The organism is Reyranella sp., from assembly GCF_965279465.1.
Taxonomy (GTDB): domain Bacteria; phylum Pseudomonadota; class Alphaproteobacteria; order Reyranellales; family Reyranellaceae; genus Reyranella.
Window position 1 is genome coordinate 919,371 of the sequence record NZ_OZ257242.1, and the last position, 16,553, is coordinate 935,923.

At 66.3% G+C, this 16,553-nt stretch carries 16 protein-coding genes; 5 read left to right on the forward strand and 11 right to left on the reverse strand.

Annotated elements, in window-relative coordinates:
- From ACQY8M_RS04455 to ACQY8M_RS04465, 3 genes are all read right to left on the reverse strand, one after another.
- Entirely contained in the window at nucleotides 1–882 is an 882-nt protein-coding gene (locus ACQY8M_RS04455; protein WP_428669283.1) for a carbohydrate ABC transporter permease, read from the reverse strand.
- Between the two features lie 104 nt (nucleotides 883–986).
- Nucleotides 987–2,330, reverse strand: a complete 1,344-nt coding sequence (locus ACQY8M_RS04460; RefSeq protein WP_428669284.1) for an ABC transporter substrate-binding protein — start codon at nucleotides 2,328–2,330, stop codon at nucleotides 987–989.
- 32 nt (nucleotides 2,331–2,362) lie between these two features.
- A complete protein-coding gene (locus ACQY8M_RS04465) occupies nucleotides 2,363–3,379 on the reverse strand; it encodes an ADP-ribosylglycohydrolase family protein (protein ID WP_428669285.1) in 1,017 nt (338 codons plus the stop codon).
- An 85-nt stretch (nucleotides 3,380–3,464) separates the two neighbouring features.
- Here ACQY8M_RS04465 and ACQY8M_RS04470 point away from each other — a divergent pair, with 85 nt between their 5' ends.
- Nucleotides 3,465–4,472, forward strand: coding sequence for a LacI family DNA-binding transcriptional regulator (locus ACQY8M_RS04470; protein ID WP_428669286.1), 1,008 nt, complete (start codon nucleotides 3,465–3,467; stop codon nucleotides 4,470–4,472).
- Between the two features lie 13 nt (nucleotides 4,473–4,485).
- Nucleotides 4,486–6,636: an ADP-ribosylglycohydrolase family protein gene (locus ACQY8M_RS04475; protein ID WP_428669287.1), complete on the forward strand. Its 2,151-nt coding sequence runs from the start codon at nucleotides 4,486–4,488 to the stop codon at nucleotides 6,634–6,636.
- Between the two features lie 47 nt (nucleotides 6,637–6,683).
- On the opposite strand, the gene ACQY8M_RS04480 is transcribed toward ACQY8M_RS04475, so the two are convergent.
- From ACQY8M_RS04480 to ACQY8M_RS04495, 4 genes are all read right to left on the reverse strand, one after another.
- Nucleotides 6,684–7,775: an ABC transporter ATP-binding protein gene (locus tag ACQY8M_RS04480; protein ID WP_428669288.1), complete on the reverse strand. Its 1,092-nt coding sequence runs from the start codon at nucleotides 7,773–7,775 to the stop codon at nucleotides 6,684–6,686.
- A 1-nt stretch (nucleotide 7,776) separates the two neighbouring features.
- Nucleotides 7,777–9,525: an ABC transporter permease gene (locus ACQY8M_RS04485; protein ID WP_428669289.1), complete on the reverse strand. Its 1,749-nt coding sequence runs from the start codon at nucleotides 9,523–9,525 to the stop codon at nucleotides 7,777–7,779.
- 7 nt (nucleotides 9,526–9,532) lie between these two features.
- Complete coding sequence (locus ACQY8M_RS04490; RefSeq protein ID WP_428669290.1) at nucleotides 9,533–10,588, reverse strand: ABC transporter substrate-binding protein; 1,056 nt, start codon at nucleotides 10,586–10,588, stop codon at nucleotides 9,533–9,535.
- Nucleotides 10,589–10,711: 123 nt separating this feature from the next.
- Nucleotides 10,712–12,046 carry a Rieske 2Fe-2S domain-containing protein gene (locus ACQY8M_RS04495; protein ID WP_428669291.1) on the reverse strand — a complete coding sequence of 445 codons (1,335 nt, stop codon included), beginning with the start codon at nucleotides 12,044–12,046 and terminating at the stop codon, nucleotides 10,712–10,714.
- Between the two features lie 228 nt (nucleotides 12,047–12,274).
- Between ACQY8M_RS04495 and ACQY8M_RS04500 the strand changes: the two genes are divergently transcribed.
- Both ACQY8M_RS04500 and ACQY8M_RS04505 read left to right on the forward strand, forming a co-directional pair.
- Nucleotides 12,275–12,556: a type II toxin-antitoxin system RelE/ParE family toxin gene (locus ACQY8M_RS04500; RefSeq protein WP_428669292.1), complete on the forward strand. Its 282-nt coding sequence runs from the start codon at nucleotides 12,275–12,277 to the stop codon at nucleotides 12,554–12,556.
- Between the two features lie 12 nt (nucleotides 12,557–12,568).
- A complete protein-coding gene (locus tag ACQY8M_RS04505) occupies nucleotides 12,569–12,856 on the forward strand; it encodes a HigA family addiction module antitoxin (protein ID WP_428669293.1) in 288 nt (95 codons plus the stop codon).
- An 80-nt stretch (nucleotides 12,857–12,936) separates the two neighbouring features.
- On the opposite strand, the gene ACQY8M_RS04510 is transcribed toward ACQY8M_RS04505, so the two are convergent.
- The 3 genes from ACQY8M_RS04510 to ACQY8M_RS04520 form a co-directional block, all read right to left on the reverse strand.
- A complete protein-coding gene (locus tag ACQY8M_RS04510) occupies nucleotides 12,937–13,578 on the reverse strand; it encodes a CoA transferase subunit B (RefSeq protein WP_428669294.1) in 642 nt (213 codons plus the stop codon).
- 9 nt (nucleotides 13,579–13,587) lie between these two features.
- A complete protein-coding gene (locus ACQY8M_RS04515; protein ID WP_428669295.1) occupies nucleotides 13,588–14,289 on the reverse strand; it encodes a CoA transferase subunit A in 702 nt (233 codons plus the stop codon).
- A gap of 212 nt (nucleotides 14,290–14,501) precedes the next feature.
- Nucleotides 14,502–15,323 carry an alpha/beta hydrolase gene (locus ACQY8M_RS04520; RefSeq protein ID WP_428669296.1) on the reverse strand — a complete coding sequence of 274 codons (822 nt, stop codon included), beginning with the start codon at nucleotides 15,321–15,323 and terminating at the stop codon, nucleotides 14,502–14,504.
- A 26-nt stretch (nucleotides 15,324–15,349) separates the two neighbouring features.
- Here ACQY8M_RS04520 and ACQY8M_RS04525 point away from each other — a divergent pair, with 26 nt between their 5' ends.
- A complete protein-coding gene (locus tag ACQY8M_RS04525) occupies nucleotides 15,350–15,583 on the forward strand; it encodes a hypothetical protein (protein WP_428669297.1) in 234 nt (77 codons plus the stop codon).
- A gap of 39 nt (nucleotides 15,584–15,622) precedes the next feature.
- Here the strand turns inward: ACQY8M_RS04525 and ACQY8M_RS04530 are convergent, their stop codons facing one another.
- Nucleotides 15,623–16,519, reverse strand: a complete 897-nt coding sequence (locus tag ACQY8M_RS04530; protein WP_428669298.1) for a DMT family transporter — start codon at nucleotides 16,517–16,519, stop codon at nucleotides 15,623–15,625.
- Nucleotides 16,520–16,553: the final 34 nt, after the last annotated feature.

A 16,553-nucleotide genomic window follows, 5' to 3' on the forward strand; every position in this document is an offset into this window, starting at 1 on the left:
TCAGGCCTTCTCGCGCCGTGCCTGGATGCGCAGGTAGATGACGATCGCGGCCAGGCCGAGCAGGCTCATCGACAGCGAGTAGGCGGAGGCCCGCCCGACCTCGAACGACTGGAAGGCGGTCTTGTAGGCGAGCGTCGCCAGCACCTCGCTGGAGAAGCCGGGTCCGCCCTCGGTCAGCACGAAGATCCAGTCGAACACGCGGAACGACCAGATCACGCTCATCAGCAGCATGAACAGCACGGTCGGCAGGATGGTGGGCCGCAGCACGTGCCAGAAGGTCTGCCAGCGCGATGCGCCGTCGACCAGCGCGGCCTCGATCAGCGAGCGGTCGACCTGGCGCAGGGCGGCGAAGTAAATGACCGTGAGGTAGCCCCACCAGCTCCACATGTCGACGAACAGCACGCCCAGCAGCGAAGTGTCGACATTGACCAATGGATTGTCGATCGGGATGCCGAGCTGCTGCAGCCAGCCGATCACCCCGGTGGTCGGGCTGTAGATCATGCTGCGCCAGATCAGGGCGAGGATCACGGTGGCGATGGTAACCGGCAGGAAATAGACGACCTGGAAGAAGGTCCGTCCCCTGCGGATCATCATCAGCATCATCGCCGCGAACAACGAGCAGATCATCGGCAGGGTCGCGAACAGCAGCGTGTAGATGCAGTTGTTGCGGAACGCCGCCCAGAACTTGGCCTCCTGCATGACGGTCGTGAAATTCGACAGCCCGACCCACTTGGGGATGCTGAAGCCGTTCCAGTCGCTGAAGGCGAGCAGGGTCGTGACGATCACCGGGACCAGCACGACGCCCAGGCTCACGATCAGCGCCGGAAGCAGGAACAGCCACTTGCGGTTCAGCGGCTTTTTCCGCCGGACGGTAGACGTCACGGTCATGCTCTTCCGGACCGCGAGCGTCCCGCTCGCTCATGAGCTTGAGCGAGCGGGACGCTCGCGGTCCGGAAGAGCATGACGCGGCCGAGCGGGACCATGCGTCAACCGCGCGGCGGCGGCTTCTTGACGATGCCGTCCTTCAGCTCCTGCTGGAAGATCTCGTTGACCTTGTCGCTGAACTGCTTGGGCGTGACCTGCTTCAGCCAGACTTCCTCGATGCCGCCGCGCATGTAGTCGTCGGTCTTCGCCGGCCAGAAGGTCCATGGCGCGTAGCCGTAGCGGCCGGTGACCATCGCCTCGCCCAGCCCCTGGCGCAGTCGGGCGGCCTCGGCCTGGACCTTGTCGTCGGTGGCGACGATCGGCGCCGGCTTGGCGAAGGGAATGTTCCACTCGCCTTCCCAGACCTGGGACATCTTCTCGACGAAGCTGTAGTCGATCAGCCGGTCGAGCACCATCGCGCAGCCTTCGGCGACCTGCGAGGCCGCATTGATCGCAAGATCGGCGCCGATGCCGAGCACGAAGATCGGATACGGTGCCTTGGGCGAGAGCTGAGGCAGCGGCGCCACGCCCATCTCCTGCTTGGTCTTCTCGAAGGTGTCGGGCACCCACTGGAAGGCCCAGGTGCCTTGCATCGCCATGCCGGCGCGGCCGGTCGCCAATATCGCGAACGACTGGTTCATGTTCATCGAGAAATACTTTTGGCCGCCGAAATAGCCCTTGTCCCACCAGCTCTTCAGCAGCTCGACGGCCTCGACAAAGACCGGCGCGTTCCACGGCATCTCGCCGGACAGTGCCTTGTAGACCAGATCGGGCGAGCAGTAGTTGTTGTAGAAGATGCCGAGCAGATGGCGGTTGGCGAAGCGTTGACCCGCGTTGCCGGCGGCGAAGGGCTGGATGCCAGCCTTCAGCATCGCGTCGGCCAAGGTTTCAGCTTCGGCGAGATTCTTGGGCGGCGTCCACGACTTCTGCTTGAAAAGTGTCTGGTTGTAAAAGAGAGCCTGCGTCTCGATCGTCTTGGGCAGTGCGATCAGCTTGCCGTCGTAGCTGCCGAGCTGGATCACGATCGGCGCCAGCTTCTCCTTCCAGCCGAACTTCTGCGCGAAGGCATTCAGGTCGAGGAGCTTGTTGCCGGTGACGAAGCGCTGCGTCCAGGAGGGACCGTTGGTCAGCACGATGTCGGGGCCCTGGCCGCCGGCCAGCGCGACCAGCAGCTGGTCTGGCAGCGCGCTGCCGCGCCATTCGACGAGCAGCTTGTAGTCGGACTGGGAGGCATTGAACGGCTCGACGAGATACTTGTTCAGCGCTGCCTGCTGCGTTGCCGTCGCGCCTTCGTACCACCACACGATGTTCCTGGGCGCCGCCAGCGCGGGCCGGATGGACGAGGCAAGGGCTGTCGTCGCGGCGCCCGCAAGCAGCGAGCGGCGCGTGGGCTTCGACGCGTGCATGATGTTTCCTCCTGTTCGTCTTCCTTGTCCGGTCAGCCGGCCAGCGGCTGCCAGTTCTTGATCTCGTTGCGGGCCTTCTGCCGGGAGAGCGCAACCAGCTTCTTCGCCAGGCTGCGCTCGCGCTCGGCGATCGGCGCCGGCAGACCCTTCAGCGCGTCCGTCACGCTCTTCTCGTCGCGGCTGAAGGCACCGCAGACATAGCCCGCCATGCAGGCGATGGTGTCGGCGTCGCGGCCGAAATTCGCGCCGTAGGTCACGGCCTTCCATGGGTCGCCGCCGGCCAGCAGGCAGATCGCCAGGGTCGCCGGCACGGTCTCGCGGCTGTCGCAGGCGATGGCGCGGCGGAAGCGTTGGTGGTAGCCGGTGCGGAAGCCGAAATAATCGTTGGCGCTGCGTGCGAGCTCGAGCGCCTGCTCGATCAGTTGCCGCATGTCGCGCCCGCTCCACGGCTTGATCGCCGCCAGGGCGCTCGCGATCACCGCGTCAATCGATTTGGCGCCGCCCATCGCCGAGGCGACGGCGGCCGCGATCGCCGCCGCGCCATCCTGGCAGAAGGCCACGTCGGTGACATGGATCAGGCTGGCGAGCTCCATCGCCTGCGCGGCAGCGGCGCGCGGATGGCCCGCGTTGACGATGCCGACCGGGGCGATCGCCATGGCCGAGCTCGAGCTCGGCATGTTGCCGGACGCTATGGTGCGCGGCGTGTCGCCGTGGCGCAGCTTCGCCGCCGAGTGCAGCACCGAGGGGAAGAAGCGCCCGACCTTCTGGCCGAAGATCTCCTTGTGCTGGCGCATCCATTCCGCCGCCCAGGAATCGGCGTCGGCATAGCCGTCGGTCGCGAGCAGCGCATCGGCGATCAGGTTGCGCATGATCGAATCGTCGGTGCCGTCACCCTCGAAGGTGTCGACCCAGCCGAACTTCGCGTGGATCTGCTCGGGCTCGAGATTTTCGGTCGGCGTACCCATCGCGTCGCCGACAATGCCGAAGGCAAGGCTCGCGAACGCTCCGAGCTCGAGATGGTCCGTCTTGAGCGTGGCCGCTTCTCCCATGGCCGACGTCCTTCGCATTGATTGTTGTTAGTAATACGTATAAGTAGTGACTTAGAGCCGGTCAATCGCGGGATATCGCCAAGCGATGCAGCATCGTTCCGCCCGTCCGACGCAGAAGGACATCGCGTTGGCCGCCGGCGTCTCGCAGGCGACGGTATCGATCGTGCTCAACAAGGTGGAGACATCGGCGGTGCCGGCGGCGACGCGCGAGCGCATTCTCAAGCTCGCCGGTGAGCTCGGCTATCGGCCCAATCATCCGGCCCGCATCCTGCGTAGCGCGCGCACCATGACGCTCGCCTGCATCGTGCCGAACATCACCAACCCGTTCTATCCAGGGCTGGTACGCGGCCTGCAGAAGGCGGCGGCGCCAGCAGGCTACGCCGTCCTGATCTACGACACCGACGGCACGCTGGAGGGCGAGCGGCGTGCGCTCGCCTGGCTGCAGCAGGGCCGGGCCGACGGGGCGGTCGGCGTGCTCTATCACTTTCGTGCCCCCGATCTCGATGACGTTGCGCGCCGCGCGCTGCCCTTGGTGCTGCTCGGCCGCCACGCGACGCGGCGCGATTCGGCGATCGACAGCGTGTTTGTCGACAACGTCGCGGCGGCGGCGGCGATGACCAGGCTGCTGATCCGCCGCGGCCATCGCGACATCGCCATGATCGTCGCCGAGTTCGGTCCCAGCAGGTTCCGCGCCGAAGGCTACGAGGCGGTGATGCGCGAGGCAGGGCTTGCGCCACGGGTGGTTGTCGACGACGCCTCCTCGGAGGCCGGGGTGGGCGCCATGCGGACTCTCCTGGCCGATGGGCGCGACCGGCCGAGTGCCGTGTTCGGCGCCAACGACATGCTGGCGATCGGCGCCATGCAGGCCGCGCGCGACGCGGGCCTGGCAATCCCGAACGACATCGCGATCGTCGGCTTCGATGACATTCCGACCGCGAAGCTGCTCGGCCTCACCACCGTGCGTCAGCCCGAACTCGAGCTCGGCGCGCTGGCGGCGCAGCTCCTGATCGACCGCCTCCAACCCGGTGGGATGAAGTCGGCAAGCCGGAGCCTTGAGATAAAGTTCGAGATCGTCGAACGTTCGTCGACCTGAAGAAGAGGGACGCGTGGCCGCCATTCCGCACGACTATGCCGAACGGGTCTATGCCGGCGTGCTCGGCAAGCTGATCGGCGTCTATCTCGGCCGGCCCTTCGAGGGCTGGACCTACGAGCGGATCCTGAAGGAGCTCGGGCCGATCAACTACTACGTCCACGACCGCCATGACGTGGCGCTGCGCAACCACCAGCTCGTGGTCACTGACGACGACATTGCCGGCACCTTCGCCTTTCCGCGCGCGCTGGCCGACAACGACTATCCGCGGCACCTGAGCGCCGAGCAGATCGGCCAAGCCTGGCTGAACTACGTCGTCGAGGAGAAGTCGATCTTCTGGTGGGGCGGCATCGGCAGCTCGACCGAGCACACCGCGTTCCTGCGGCTGAAGGCGGGTATTCCGGCGCCTCGCAGCGGCTCGATCGAGCTCAACGGCCGGACGGTAGCCGAGCAGATCGGCGCGCAGATCTTCATCGACGGTTGGGCGATGGTGAGCCCCGGCAACCCCGAGCAGGCCGCCTGGCTCGCCGAGCAAGCGGCGAAGGTCAGCCACGACGGAGAGGCGGTGCACGCCGCGAAGCTGCTGGCGGCAATGGAAGCCGCGGCCTTCGTCGAAGGCGATGTCGACAAGCTGCTGGGCACCGGCCTCGATTTCGTGCCGAAGGATTCGCTGATCCGCCGCGTGGTCGAGGACGTGCGTGATTGGCACGCCGGCGACAACGGGCACGACTGGCAGCGTACGCGGGCGCTGATCGCCGGGCGCTATGGCTACGACAAGTTCGCCGGCAACTGCCACGTTATTCCCAACCACGCGCTCATCATCCTGGCGCTGCTCTACGGGCGGAACTCCTTCCAGGAGACGATGCACATCGTGAACACCGCGGGCTGGGACACCGACTGCAACGCCGGAAATATCGGATGCCTGTTCGGCATCAGGAGCGGGCTGGCCGGTCTCGACGCCGGGCCGGACTGGCGCACACCGGTGGCGGACCGGATGTATATCTCCTCGGCCGACGGCGGCGCCTCGGTCACCGATGCGGTGATCGAGACCCGGGCGCTGGTCGTCGCCGGCCACAGGTTGGCCGGTACGGCAGTGCCCGAAGCGCCGAAGGGCGGAGCGCGCTTCCACTTCTCCTTCCCCGGCAGCCTGCAGGGCTTCGCCTGTGAGGGCGGCGCACCGGCGACGCTGCATCCGTTGTCCGTGGAGAACGTGGCCGGCCATAGCCGCCGCGGCGAGCGCAGCCTCGCCCTCGGCTTCCGCCGCCTCGCGCCCGGTCGCGTCGCGCGGGTCTCCTCGCCGACCTTCTTCGGCAAGGACGGGCTCACCATGCCGACCTACCAGATGGTGGCGTGTCCGACGCTCTATCCGGGACAGACCGTCGACTGCGGCCTGGCCGCCGACGTGCTCGGCGGCGGCACGGTGAGCGTGCGGCTCTATGCCAGTGTCTTCGCGGCCGGCGACACGCTGGCGAAGATCCATGGCGAGCCGCATGTCGTGGGCACGCGTGCCGATGTCTCGTTGAAATGGCGCATTCCCGATACGGGAGGCTATCCGATCTTCGACATCGGCCTGGAGATCGAAGCTCATGATCCCCGAGGCACCGATGGCACGCTCTATCTCGACTGGCTGCACTGGGACGGCGCGCCGACCGTCACCTTCCGGCGTCCGGACCCGAGCAGCGAGATGTGGAAGCACGCCTGGGTCAACGATGCGAGCCAGTTCCAGACGCGCTGGGAAGGCCTGCGTGTCACCAGCAGCGCCGGCCAAGGCTTCATCGCCCAGGGCACGCGCGATTGGCGAGATTACGAGGTCGCCACGACCATGACGCCGCTGCTCGCCGAGGCCTGGGGTCTGGCCGCGCGCGTGCAGGGTCGCGAGCGCTATTACGCTTTGGTGTTCGACCGGGTGGACGGCGGCCGGGTCCGGCTGGTTCGTCGGCGCCATAGCGAGACTGTGCTGGCTGCACGGGCTTTCTCATGGTCGCTCGATCAAGCCTATGCGCTTGCCCTTCGCGTCGAAGGCAACACGATTCGCGCCTCGATCGATGGCAAACCGGTGTTCGAGGTGCAGGACAGCGGGAGCGATATGCTGAGTGGCGGCGCTGTCGCCCTTCTGGTCGACACCGGCTCTGTGTCAGCGCAGGAAGTGCGGGTGACGGCGATATAGCGAGCCGAAGGTCCGTCGTCTCTCCGGTCGGGACGACGGAGCGGGATTCAATTTGCCGCGAACAGGATGCAGCGTTCGGGCTGGATCGCGATCCAGGCACGGTCACCGGCTTGAGCGCTGACCGAGGGATGGACGACGGTGCGCAGCAGGGTCGGACCGAGCCGGAGCTGGTACTCGCTCATGCCGCCCTGAAAGACGACACGTTCGACCGCGCACTCGATCGTGCCGTCGAGCGGATCGAGATGGGTCGTCACGTCCTCGGGGCGGAAGATCACGTCGACGGCGGCACCGGCTGACAGGGTGGTGCGCGACGGTACGTGGATCGTGGATCCGCCGCCATTGAGCGCCACCGTCGCGAGGCCGTCCCTTGCCTCGACGACCTGGCCACGCAAAAAATTCGCGCTGCCGAGGAAGTTCGCGACAGTGCGGTTGTCGGGTCGGCCATAGATGTCACGTGGTGCGCCGCTCTGCGCGATGCGGCCTGCGGCCATCACCGCGACCGTGTCGGACATGGCAAGCGCCTCGGACTGGTCGTGTGTGACATAGAGCGTCGTCACGCCGGTGCGCGAGATGAGCTCCTGCAGTTCGAACCGCATCTGCTCGCGCAGCTTGGCGTCCAGGTTGGACAGAGGTTCGTCGAGCAGCAGCAGCTTCGGCCGGCGCACGAGAGCGCGGGCAAAGGCTACTCTCTGCTGCTGGCCGCCGGACAGCTTGGTCGCCTGACGGTTGGCGTAGTCCTCCATGCCGACGAGACGGAGCGCCTCCATGACCTGCGCCTTGATGTCGGCCGCGGCGACGCGCGGGCGGCGCACCCGCAACGGATAGGCCACGTTGGCGAATACATCCATGTGCGGCCAGATCGCGTAGGACTGGAAGACCAATCCGATGTCGCGTTCGAAGGCGGGGACCTGGACGCCCCGCTCGGGATCGGCCACGACCTCGCCGCCGATCGAGATCGAGCCGCCGTCCGGCTCCTCGAGGCCGGCGACGCAGCGCAGGGTCGTCGACTTGCCGCAGCCCGACTCGCCCAGCAGCGTGTAGAAGCCGCCTTGCGGGACATCGAAGTCGATGCCCTTCAGCGCCTGGAACCCGCCGTCGGCGGTGATGTAGGTCTTGGTGAGGCCTCGCACGGTCAGCATCTCAGGACTCCCCTTGGCGGGACAGCAGTTGCCGGCGCAGCACGAAGATCACCGGCGTGACGAAGAGGAGGATCAGGGTTCCGACCGCTGCCGCCTGCGCGGTCTGCCTGTCGGCCTGCAGCTTCCACATGATGACGCTCAGCACCCAGTTGTCCTCCGACTGGAGGATCATCGGGATGGTGAATTCGCGGAAGCCGACGATGAACAGCAGCAGGAAGCTGGCCATCAGCGAGGGTCCGAGCAGCGGCAAGACCACCCGTCGGATCGTGTCGAGCCACCGTCCGCCCGAGGCAACGGAGGCTTCCTCGAGCTCGGGGTGGATCTGGATCAGGGACGCGCGCGACAGTCTGGTCGAGACGGCGAGTCGGTAGGAATAGGCCAGCACCAGGATCCACACCGTGCCGTAGAGGCCGATCGGGAAAGTGAGGTGCAGCACCATCACGGCGAAGCCCGTGATCACCGCCGGAATGCCGATCGACATGAAGCTCACGCCATCGAGCAAGGCGCGGCCGGGGAAGCGCAGCCGCAGGATCTGCCACGCCAGCAATGCACCGATCAGGGTGATGATGCCGGCGCTGAGACCGGCGACCAGGAAGGTGTTGCCCACCGCCGGCCAGAAGCGCCGGTCGGCGAGCAGCAGCTTGTAGGCATCGAGGCTCATGCCCTCGCTGCTGCCGCCGGAAAAGCTCGTCCAGACCAGGACGATCGCGGGCAGGATCGCGCCGACCGCGAGGTACGTGCCGACGAACAGCAGGGCCGGAATTCGCCACTTGCCGAGCGCATAGCGCGTTGGCCGGTAGCCCTTGCCGGTCACGGTGACGAAGCGTTCGGCGCGCCGGATAAGATGATTGTAGACGATCAGCAGGGCAATGGCCGCGACGAGGAACAGCAGCGCAACCGCGGCGGCCTTGCCGTAGGCCGGCAGCTCGTCTTCCGGGTTGAGGTCGAAATAGAGCCGCGTGGCGAACACGTTGATGCGAGCCGGGAAGCCGATGATCAGCGGCATCTCGAACTGCTCCAGCGCCACCAGGGTCGCGAGGATGAGCGGGGCGAGCACGCCGGGCCGCAGCACCGGGAGGGTCACGCGAAAGAAGGTGGTCAGCGGCCGCGCGCCCGAGGCACTGCTCGCCTCCTCCAGCGCCGGATTCATGGTGCGCATCGCCGCACCCAGCAGCAAGAAGACGAACGGCACCGAGGCGATGCCCTGACAGAGGATCAGGCCGCCCATGCTGAAGATGTTGATCGGACCGGGCGAGTCGAGGCCAAGCGCGGCACGCAGCGCGACATTGATCCAGCCGGCATTGGGCGCGAACAGCAGCGTCCAGGCGAAGGCCATGACCACGCCGGGCACCAGCAGCGGGAAGAGCGTCGTGGTGAAGATCGCCGTGCGCCACGGCAGGTCGGTGCGTTCGACCAGCCACGCCAGCGTGAAGGCGGTGAAGAAGGTCACGGTCACCGAGCCGGCGACAAAGATCGCCGTGCTGGGCACAACGGTAGAGAGCAGAGGTGTGTTCACATAGACTTCGATCAGATTGTCGAAGGTCCAGTGCGCACCGGGCTCGAACGGCAGCAGGTCGCTCGGGCCGCGAAAAGCCGTCGCGAGCAGCGCCAGCAACGGCGCGAGAACGAGATAGAGCGCGGCAGCGGCAGCGCCGGCCACCGCGATCACGCCGACGAGGCCGAGCTGGCCGCGCCGCTTTCGCCGCGCTACCGGAACAACCGGCGCGGCTTCACCGGCTTGAACCGCCATCGGTCCACTAGCCCTGACCGCGGACGATCGACACCAGCTTCCGGTAGTATTCGGCGCGCTGGTTCATCGTATCGACATCCTCGTAGATGACCTTCGAGCCGGCCGCCTTGATCTCCTGGGCGAGCGCGGACTGCGAGTTGGCTCGGATGTCGGGCTGTCCGGCCACCTGCTCGTAGAGCATCTTGGCTTCCGGCGAGATCAGCCAGGCGATCAGCAGGCGGGCAGCATTGGGATGCGGCGCCTGCTTTATCGCGCCGAGCACGAACTGCGTTGCCGGGACCATCTCCATCACCTGGTAGCCGACGTTCAGCCCGTCCTTGTTCATCAGGAAGGCGCCTCCGGTGCTTTCGGCGACGGCAAGCTCGCGCTCGCCCGACTTCAGGAAGTTTGAAACCGGGGAAGTGGCGATCAGGAGCTTGCGCTGGTCGATCAGCGCCCTGAGCCACTTCTCGGTGCGCGGAAGCCCCCAGTCGATCGCGAGATAGCCACCGAGGCGCGGCAACAGGAAGGTTTCCGACACGAGCCTGTCGGTCCACTGCGGATCGAGGAGGCCGTCCCACTGGCGCGGCACCTGATCCTTCGTGAGCTTGCTCTTCGCGAAGATCGGAACGAAGACGTAGTTGTGGTTCGCGACAGCTTCGCCGTCCCAGAAGATGTCGCGGTCCTGCGCGCCGAACTTGGTCCAGTCGTTCTTTTCCAGCAGGCCGCGCTTCTGGACCTCGAGCGTTCCGCCGAGGGAGAAGGTCCAGACGTCGACCGCGTGACGGCCGGCACGCTTCTCCGCGATCAGGCGCGAGCTCGCCTGCTGGTCGCCCAGCCAGTTGACCTTGACGGCGGGAAAGCGCTTGGCGAATTCGGGCGGGATCCATTGCACCCCCGGGGAGCCCGGCGCCCAGATCGTGACTTCCCCTTCCGGCTTGGCCTTCTCGTAGAGTTCCGCGAGCTGCGGCGAGACGCCGGCGGCCGGCTGGGCCGAGGCGCGGCGGATGAAAGGAGCGCCGGTCAGGGCGAGGGCGCCAGCGATGAGCGCGCGGCGTGACGGACGTGGCTGGTTGTCTTGCATGGCGTGTCCTCCGTGTCGTTCGTTTCCTGTTCCTGCCGTGGGCGCGCTCTCTGATGGGAGCGCTTGCCCTGCGGCGGAGACGCTTGGTCGCGGCGTCTCGCGCGTCTTGTCGCTCTTCTGTGGCTATTCCGCGGCTTGCAGCAGGAAACCGGCCGGGCTCTGCGCCTTGCGCATCTCTTCGGCATAGGCGTCGAGCCAGTCGACGCTATCCGGCGCGATGAACGAGCCGCCGCGCGCGCCGCGAGTCAGCTCCGGCCGGTCGACCGTCGCCGGGACGGTGCCATCCTTCTGGTGGGCCTGCGCGGCCGCGATGATGCGGCGGCGGGTGATGGCGATCATGCGGTCGCTGGCGGCGAGATTCTCGAAGCCGCGATCGACGATGCCTTCCTCCGGCCCTTCCATGCTCTCGACCATCGCCTGGTCCTGCTGACCGATGCCCTGGATGCCGGAGTACGACTTGCCGCTCGCCTGCTCCTCGCGATCGATCAGGTAATCGTTCTCGCGGTTGGCCTTGAGGCGCCAGCGACCGAGCCAGTCGGTGGTGGTCGGCAGGAAGTCGCGAGTCAGCGCCGCGCCGGGGATGGGGCTGCCGTCCTTGAGCGTGCGCAATGCAATGTCGCGCTTGGACCAGGCCAGCACGTAGGTCATCGTATGGCTGTCATCCAGCGGCACCGACAATGTCGCCTGGATCATGTTGCCGAAGGTGCCGTCCGGCACCTGCGCGAAGCACGGGAATATGAAGTGCGCGAAGCGATGGAAGTAGTTGCCGGAATCGGCCGGGCGATAGGCATCGTACATCGTGCCCCAGTCGGTCTCCTTGACGTGGTAGCGCGGCGTACGGTTGATCAGGCCGAAACGATGCATTGTGTTGGGATCGACGTCGTCGGGCTGGACGGCGCCGGCGTGCAGGAAGCCGAAATGAGAGGTGTCGATGTCGCCCTCGAGCGATTGCAGCCAGTTGCAGTCGCGCATGTGGCACATCACGATCCGCTCGTCGTCGGGCAGGCTGAGAACTTCGAGCGCCGGCAGCGGCGGCGGCACCTGACGCTTGCCCATGTAGACCCAGATGAGTCCGCCCTTTTCGGCGACCTTGTAGGCCTTGGCCTTGACGCGGTCGGTGAAGCGCTGGTCCTCGGGCAGGTTGGGCTGGTCGAGGCAGTTGCCTTCGACGTCGAACTTCCAGCCGTGATAGGCGCAGCGAAGACCGCTCTCCTCGTTGCGGCCGTAGAACATCGAGGCGCAGCGGTGCGGACAGCGGTGGTCCAGGATGCCGATGCGGCCCTGGCTATCGCGGAAGGCAATCAGCTTCTCGCCGAGCAGCTTCAGCCGGGTCGGCGGGGCGTCGGGCTTCAGCTCCTCCGGCAGGCAGGCGGGGATCCAGTATTCGCGCATCAGCTCGCCCGTCGGCGTGCCTGGCCCGACGCGAGTCAGGATGTCGTTATGCTCCATCGACAGCATTGGCGTTTCTCCACGGTATTTGGTACGTTAGCCGTACGTTAGTACGATTGTAGAGGCAGACGCCAAAAAGGGGAAGTCCCTACGAATGCGAGATGATCCTTTCAGCAATGACAAATCGCTTTAGGTTCCAGTCTCAATAAGGCCCTTCGCTCTGCGCATCGGGAGCGGTCGCCGGTACGTCCGCCGCGAAGGTTGTCATTAGTATCATGTTATGATACTAGACTGAATGTGATCAAGAGCTTCAAGGGCCGGCTGGCCGAGCTCGTGTGGAAGGGCGAAGCCCCCAAGCGCTTCCCGTCCGATCTCGTCCGGCCAGCCCAACGCAAGCTCGCGATGCTGAACGCGGCCGTTACCGTGGAAGCGCTGCGCAGTCCGCCCGGCAATAAGCTGGAAACTCTGAAGGGCGACCGGCGCGGACAGTGGACCATCCGCATCAATGATCAGTTCCGGATCTGCTTTCGTTGGAAAGACGGCAATGCAGAAGATGTCGAGATCGTCGACTACCACTGAAGGAAACGCCCCATGATCGGACCGAAGCCGCCCGTCCATCCCGGTGAGATCCTGCGCGAGGAATTCATGGTCCCGCTCGAGCTCTCCGGTTACGCCCTCGCCGCAGCCTGCCGCGTGCCCCGCACGCGCATCGAGCGCCTGGCGCGCGAGGAAACGCCTGTGACGGCGGACACCGCGCTTCGGCTTGGTCGCTACTTCGGCACCGGTCCGGAGTTCTGGATGAACCTGCAAACGGCTTTCGATCTCGCCTCGGCCGACCTTAAGTCGATCAACGTAATCGAGCCGCGCAAGGCCGCATAGGGACGGGCATTGTCGCCCACGCACGGTGTCATCCCAAGCTGCGCTCGTGATGCCACCAAGCTTTGCAAACGAAATCCGCCCTAGCGGATGACCAGCGTCGCCTTGGTCTTGGCCTTGACCTCGTCGACGGTCACGCCGTCGGCGAGCTCGAGCAGGGTGATGCCGCTCGGGCCGTGCTTGTCGACCGAGAACACGCCGAGCTCGCTGATCACCATGTCGACCACGCGCTTGCCGGTGAGCGGCAGGGTGCATTCCTTGAGGAGCTTCGACTGACCGTCCTTGGAGACGTGCTCCATGGTGACGATCACCCGCTTCACGCCGGCGACCAGGTCCATGGCGCCGCCCATGCCCTTCACCATCTTGCCGGGGATCATCCAGTTGGCGAGATCGCCGTTCTCGGCGACCTCCATCGCGCCCAGGATCGACAGGTCGATATGGCCGCCGCGGACCATTGCGAAGCTGTCGGCCGAGCTGAAATACGACGTGCCCTTCACTTCGGTCACGGTCTGCTTGCCGGCATTGATGATGTCGGGATCGACCTCGTTGTCGAGCGGGAAGGGGCCGACACCCAGCATGCCGTTCTCGCTCTGCAGCGTGATGTCGACGTCTTCCGGCACGTAGTTGGACACCAGCGTCGGGATGCCGATGCCGAGGTTCACGTAGAAGCCGTCCTTCAGTTCCTTGGCGGCGCGCGCCGCCATCTGATCGCGGGTCCAGGCCATGATCGTCTCCTAGGCTTTGCGAATGGTGCGTTGCTCGATCTTCTTGTCGTACGGCGCGCCGCAGAAGATTCGCTGCACGAACACGGCGGGCGTGTGGATGTGATCGGGATCGAGCTGGCCGACCTCGACCAGCTCCTCGACCTCGGCAACGCACGTCTTGGCGGCGGTCGCCATCATCGGATTGAAGTTCCGCGCGGCCTTCCGGTAGACGAGGTTGCCCGACTTGTCGCCCTTCCAGGCTTTCACGAGAGCGATGTCGCCGACCAGGCCGCGCTCCATCACATAGTCCTCGCCGTCGAAGTTCTTGATCTCCTTGCCCTCGGCGACCAGCGTGCCGACGCCGGTCTTCGTATAGAAGGCCGGGATGCCCGCGCCGCCGGCGCGCACCCGCTCGGCGAGCGTGCCCTGGGGATTGAATTCGAGCTCGAGCTTGCCGTCGAGGTAGAGCTTGGCGAAGGTCTTGTTCTCGCCGACGTAGGACGAGATCATCTTCCTGATCTGGCCGGTCTCGAGCAGCAGGCCGAGGCCCGCGCCGTCGATGCCCGCGTTGTTGCTGACGCAGGTCAGGCCCTTCACGCCCGAGTCGCGCACCGCTTCGATCAGCCGTTCGGGAATGCCGACCAGCCCGAAGCCGCCGCACATCAGCATCAGATCGTCGCGCAGCAGCCCGTCGAGCGCTGCCTTAGCGTCCTTGTAGACCTTGTTCGCCATCGTTCCCCTCGTTCCGTCTTCGCATATGCGGGAGAGGTTTCGAGCCTGTCAATGCGCCGCACGTTCAGGCGCAGGCGGCTTTGTTCCCTCTGCCGCTGCGCGACGTTCTACTGTCGCCGCCAGGTAATTCCACGCGATTGCGATGGGCCTCGGCGTCGCGCCAATGGACGTGACGAGCAGAGTCGCGAACGAAAAGGGGGCGACAGGGCGGCTCATGCCAGCAGCAGAAGCTGCCGGGTCAGCTCGCCGTCGGCGTCGCGCAATTCATGGGTGATGGTGAAATGGTTGGCGCCCGCCACGGGGATCAGCGGCCCCGACAGGTGCTGCGCCGCGCGCATGGCGTGCAGCGCCCGACTGTCGCCGACCAGCGGCGGCAGCTCGGCCGTGCCGTAGGTGATGGCGAGCGGCTTGGGCACCATCGGCAGGCGCATCGGCGAGAGTTGCTCGATCTCGTCGTCGCTGAGCTTCAGCTTCTCATTGAGGTAGGTGTCGCGGATCGGCCCGAGCTCGAACACGCCGGAGATGGCGAGCCCGGCACTGACCCGCGGGTGGCCGAGGCACTGCGCCGTCAGGTGCCCGCCCGCCGACCAGCCCGACAGCACGACCTTGCCGTTGATGCCGTGGGCGCGACCGTTGGCTGCCAACCAGTCGAGCGCCGCGTTGATCTCCGCCACGATCTCGGTGAGCGTGGCGTCGGGCGCCAAGGTGTAGCCCGGCAGTGCGGCGGCCCAGCCATGGGCATACGGTCCTTCGATCAGGTTGGCGAACATCTCCCGGCTGTTGCGCTGCCAGTAGCCGCCATGGATGAACACCAGGCACGGCGCGTTGGGGTCCTTCGCCGGAAACAGATCCCATTTGTTCCGCTCGCGCGGTCCGTACGGGATGTCGAGATTCTCGGGATGCTTCGCCCGGAATATGATCGACGCCTCCTGCCGCGCCGCGTTCAACGCCGCGCTGTTCTTGACGGCATCGGTGTTGTTGTACGCCGCGTCACGCTCGTCGCGGCTCATGGTGCCCCAGTTCATGGCTGGCATCCTAAGACTATTGTATCGTCCTGAACATGCTCCTGATCGACGATCCCCGAGTGGAAAAGGAAGTGGAATGGGTGGCCAAGCACCTGGGCGTTCCCGTGCCCGAGGCGATCGTGATCGCCTGCAAGCGACTGCGATGGGCTGAGCTTGACCGGGTCCTTGCCGAAATTCGCGAGCGACATCCTCTTCCGGTGGACCCCGAAGAGCGGGCACGGCTTACCGACCATAGCTATCTCTATGGCCCGGACGGACTGCCAAAGTGACGAACCGCTTTTCACTGGAGGCGCGCGCCCGCGAAAGATTCAAGTGCGACGAGTCCTGTCCAAAATTACGATCGCGATCCCCGCGATCACCAGCGCCGTGCCGATGGCGAGCGGCACAGTGATCGGCTCATTCACCAGGACCACCGACGAGGCGATACCGACCAGCGGCACGCCCAGCATACCCAACGCGCCGGTGATCGGGGGCAGGGCGCGGGCGACCGAGACGGCGGCCCAGGTGCCGGCGGGGCCGGCGAGGGCGCCGTTGTAGATCACGGCGGCCCAGAACTCCCAGCGGTCGAGGTCGAGATGACCGTGCGGCTCGGCAATCGCGGCGAGCGGCAGGAGCAGCGCGGTCGCCACGGTCATCTGCCACGGCAGGGCGTCGAGCGGCGTGCCGCGCCAGCGGTGACGGCGGGTGTGCAGCATGGCGAGCGCCCACGTGAAGCCCGCCAGCAGCAGCCAGGCATGGCCCATGACGATCCGATGGTTGCGCCAGTCGAAGCGCCAGGGATCGCTCAGCACGACGATCCCGACGATGCCGAGCGCGCCGCCGGCCAGCGCGCGCCAGCCGACCCTCTCGCCGACCAGCAGCGACAAAGGCACCATCCACAGGATCGCCGTATAGGCCAGCACGCCGGAGCGGCCTGCCGGGACGCTCTGGATGCCGAGGTTCGCCAGCGCGAAGAAGCAGGAGAGCTGCAGGCCGCCGACCGACAGCACCACCGGCCAGTCGGAGCGGTGCGGCCAGGCGAGGCGGCCGAGGGCGGCCATCAGGGCGAAGGCGGTCAGTGCCGACATGCCGGCGCGGCTGGCGGCGAGCCAGATCGGCGAGCCGGCCATCAGCCCGATCTTCATCGCGGGCCAGGTCAGGCCGAACAACACGATGGCCGCGGCGAGTTGCAGCCATGCCGCGCGCGGGATGGGTTGGTCCGTCATGGTGCTGATCATGCGGACCGCGCGCATCCCTGCG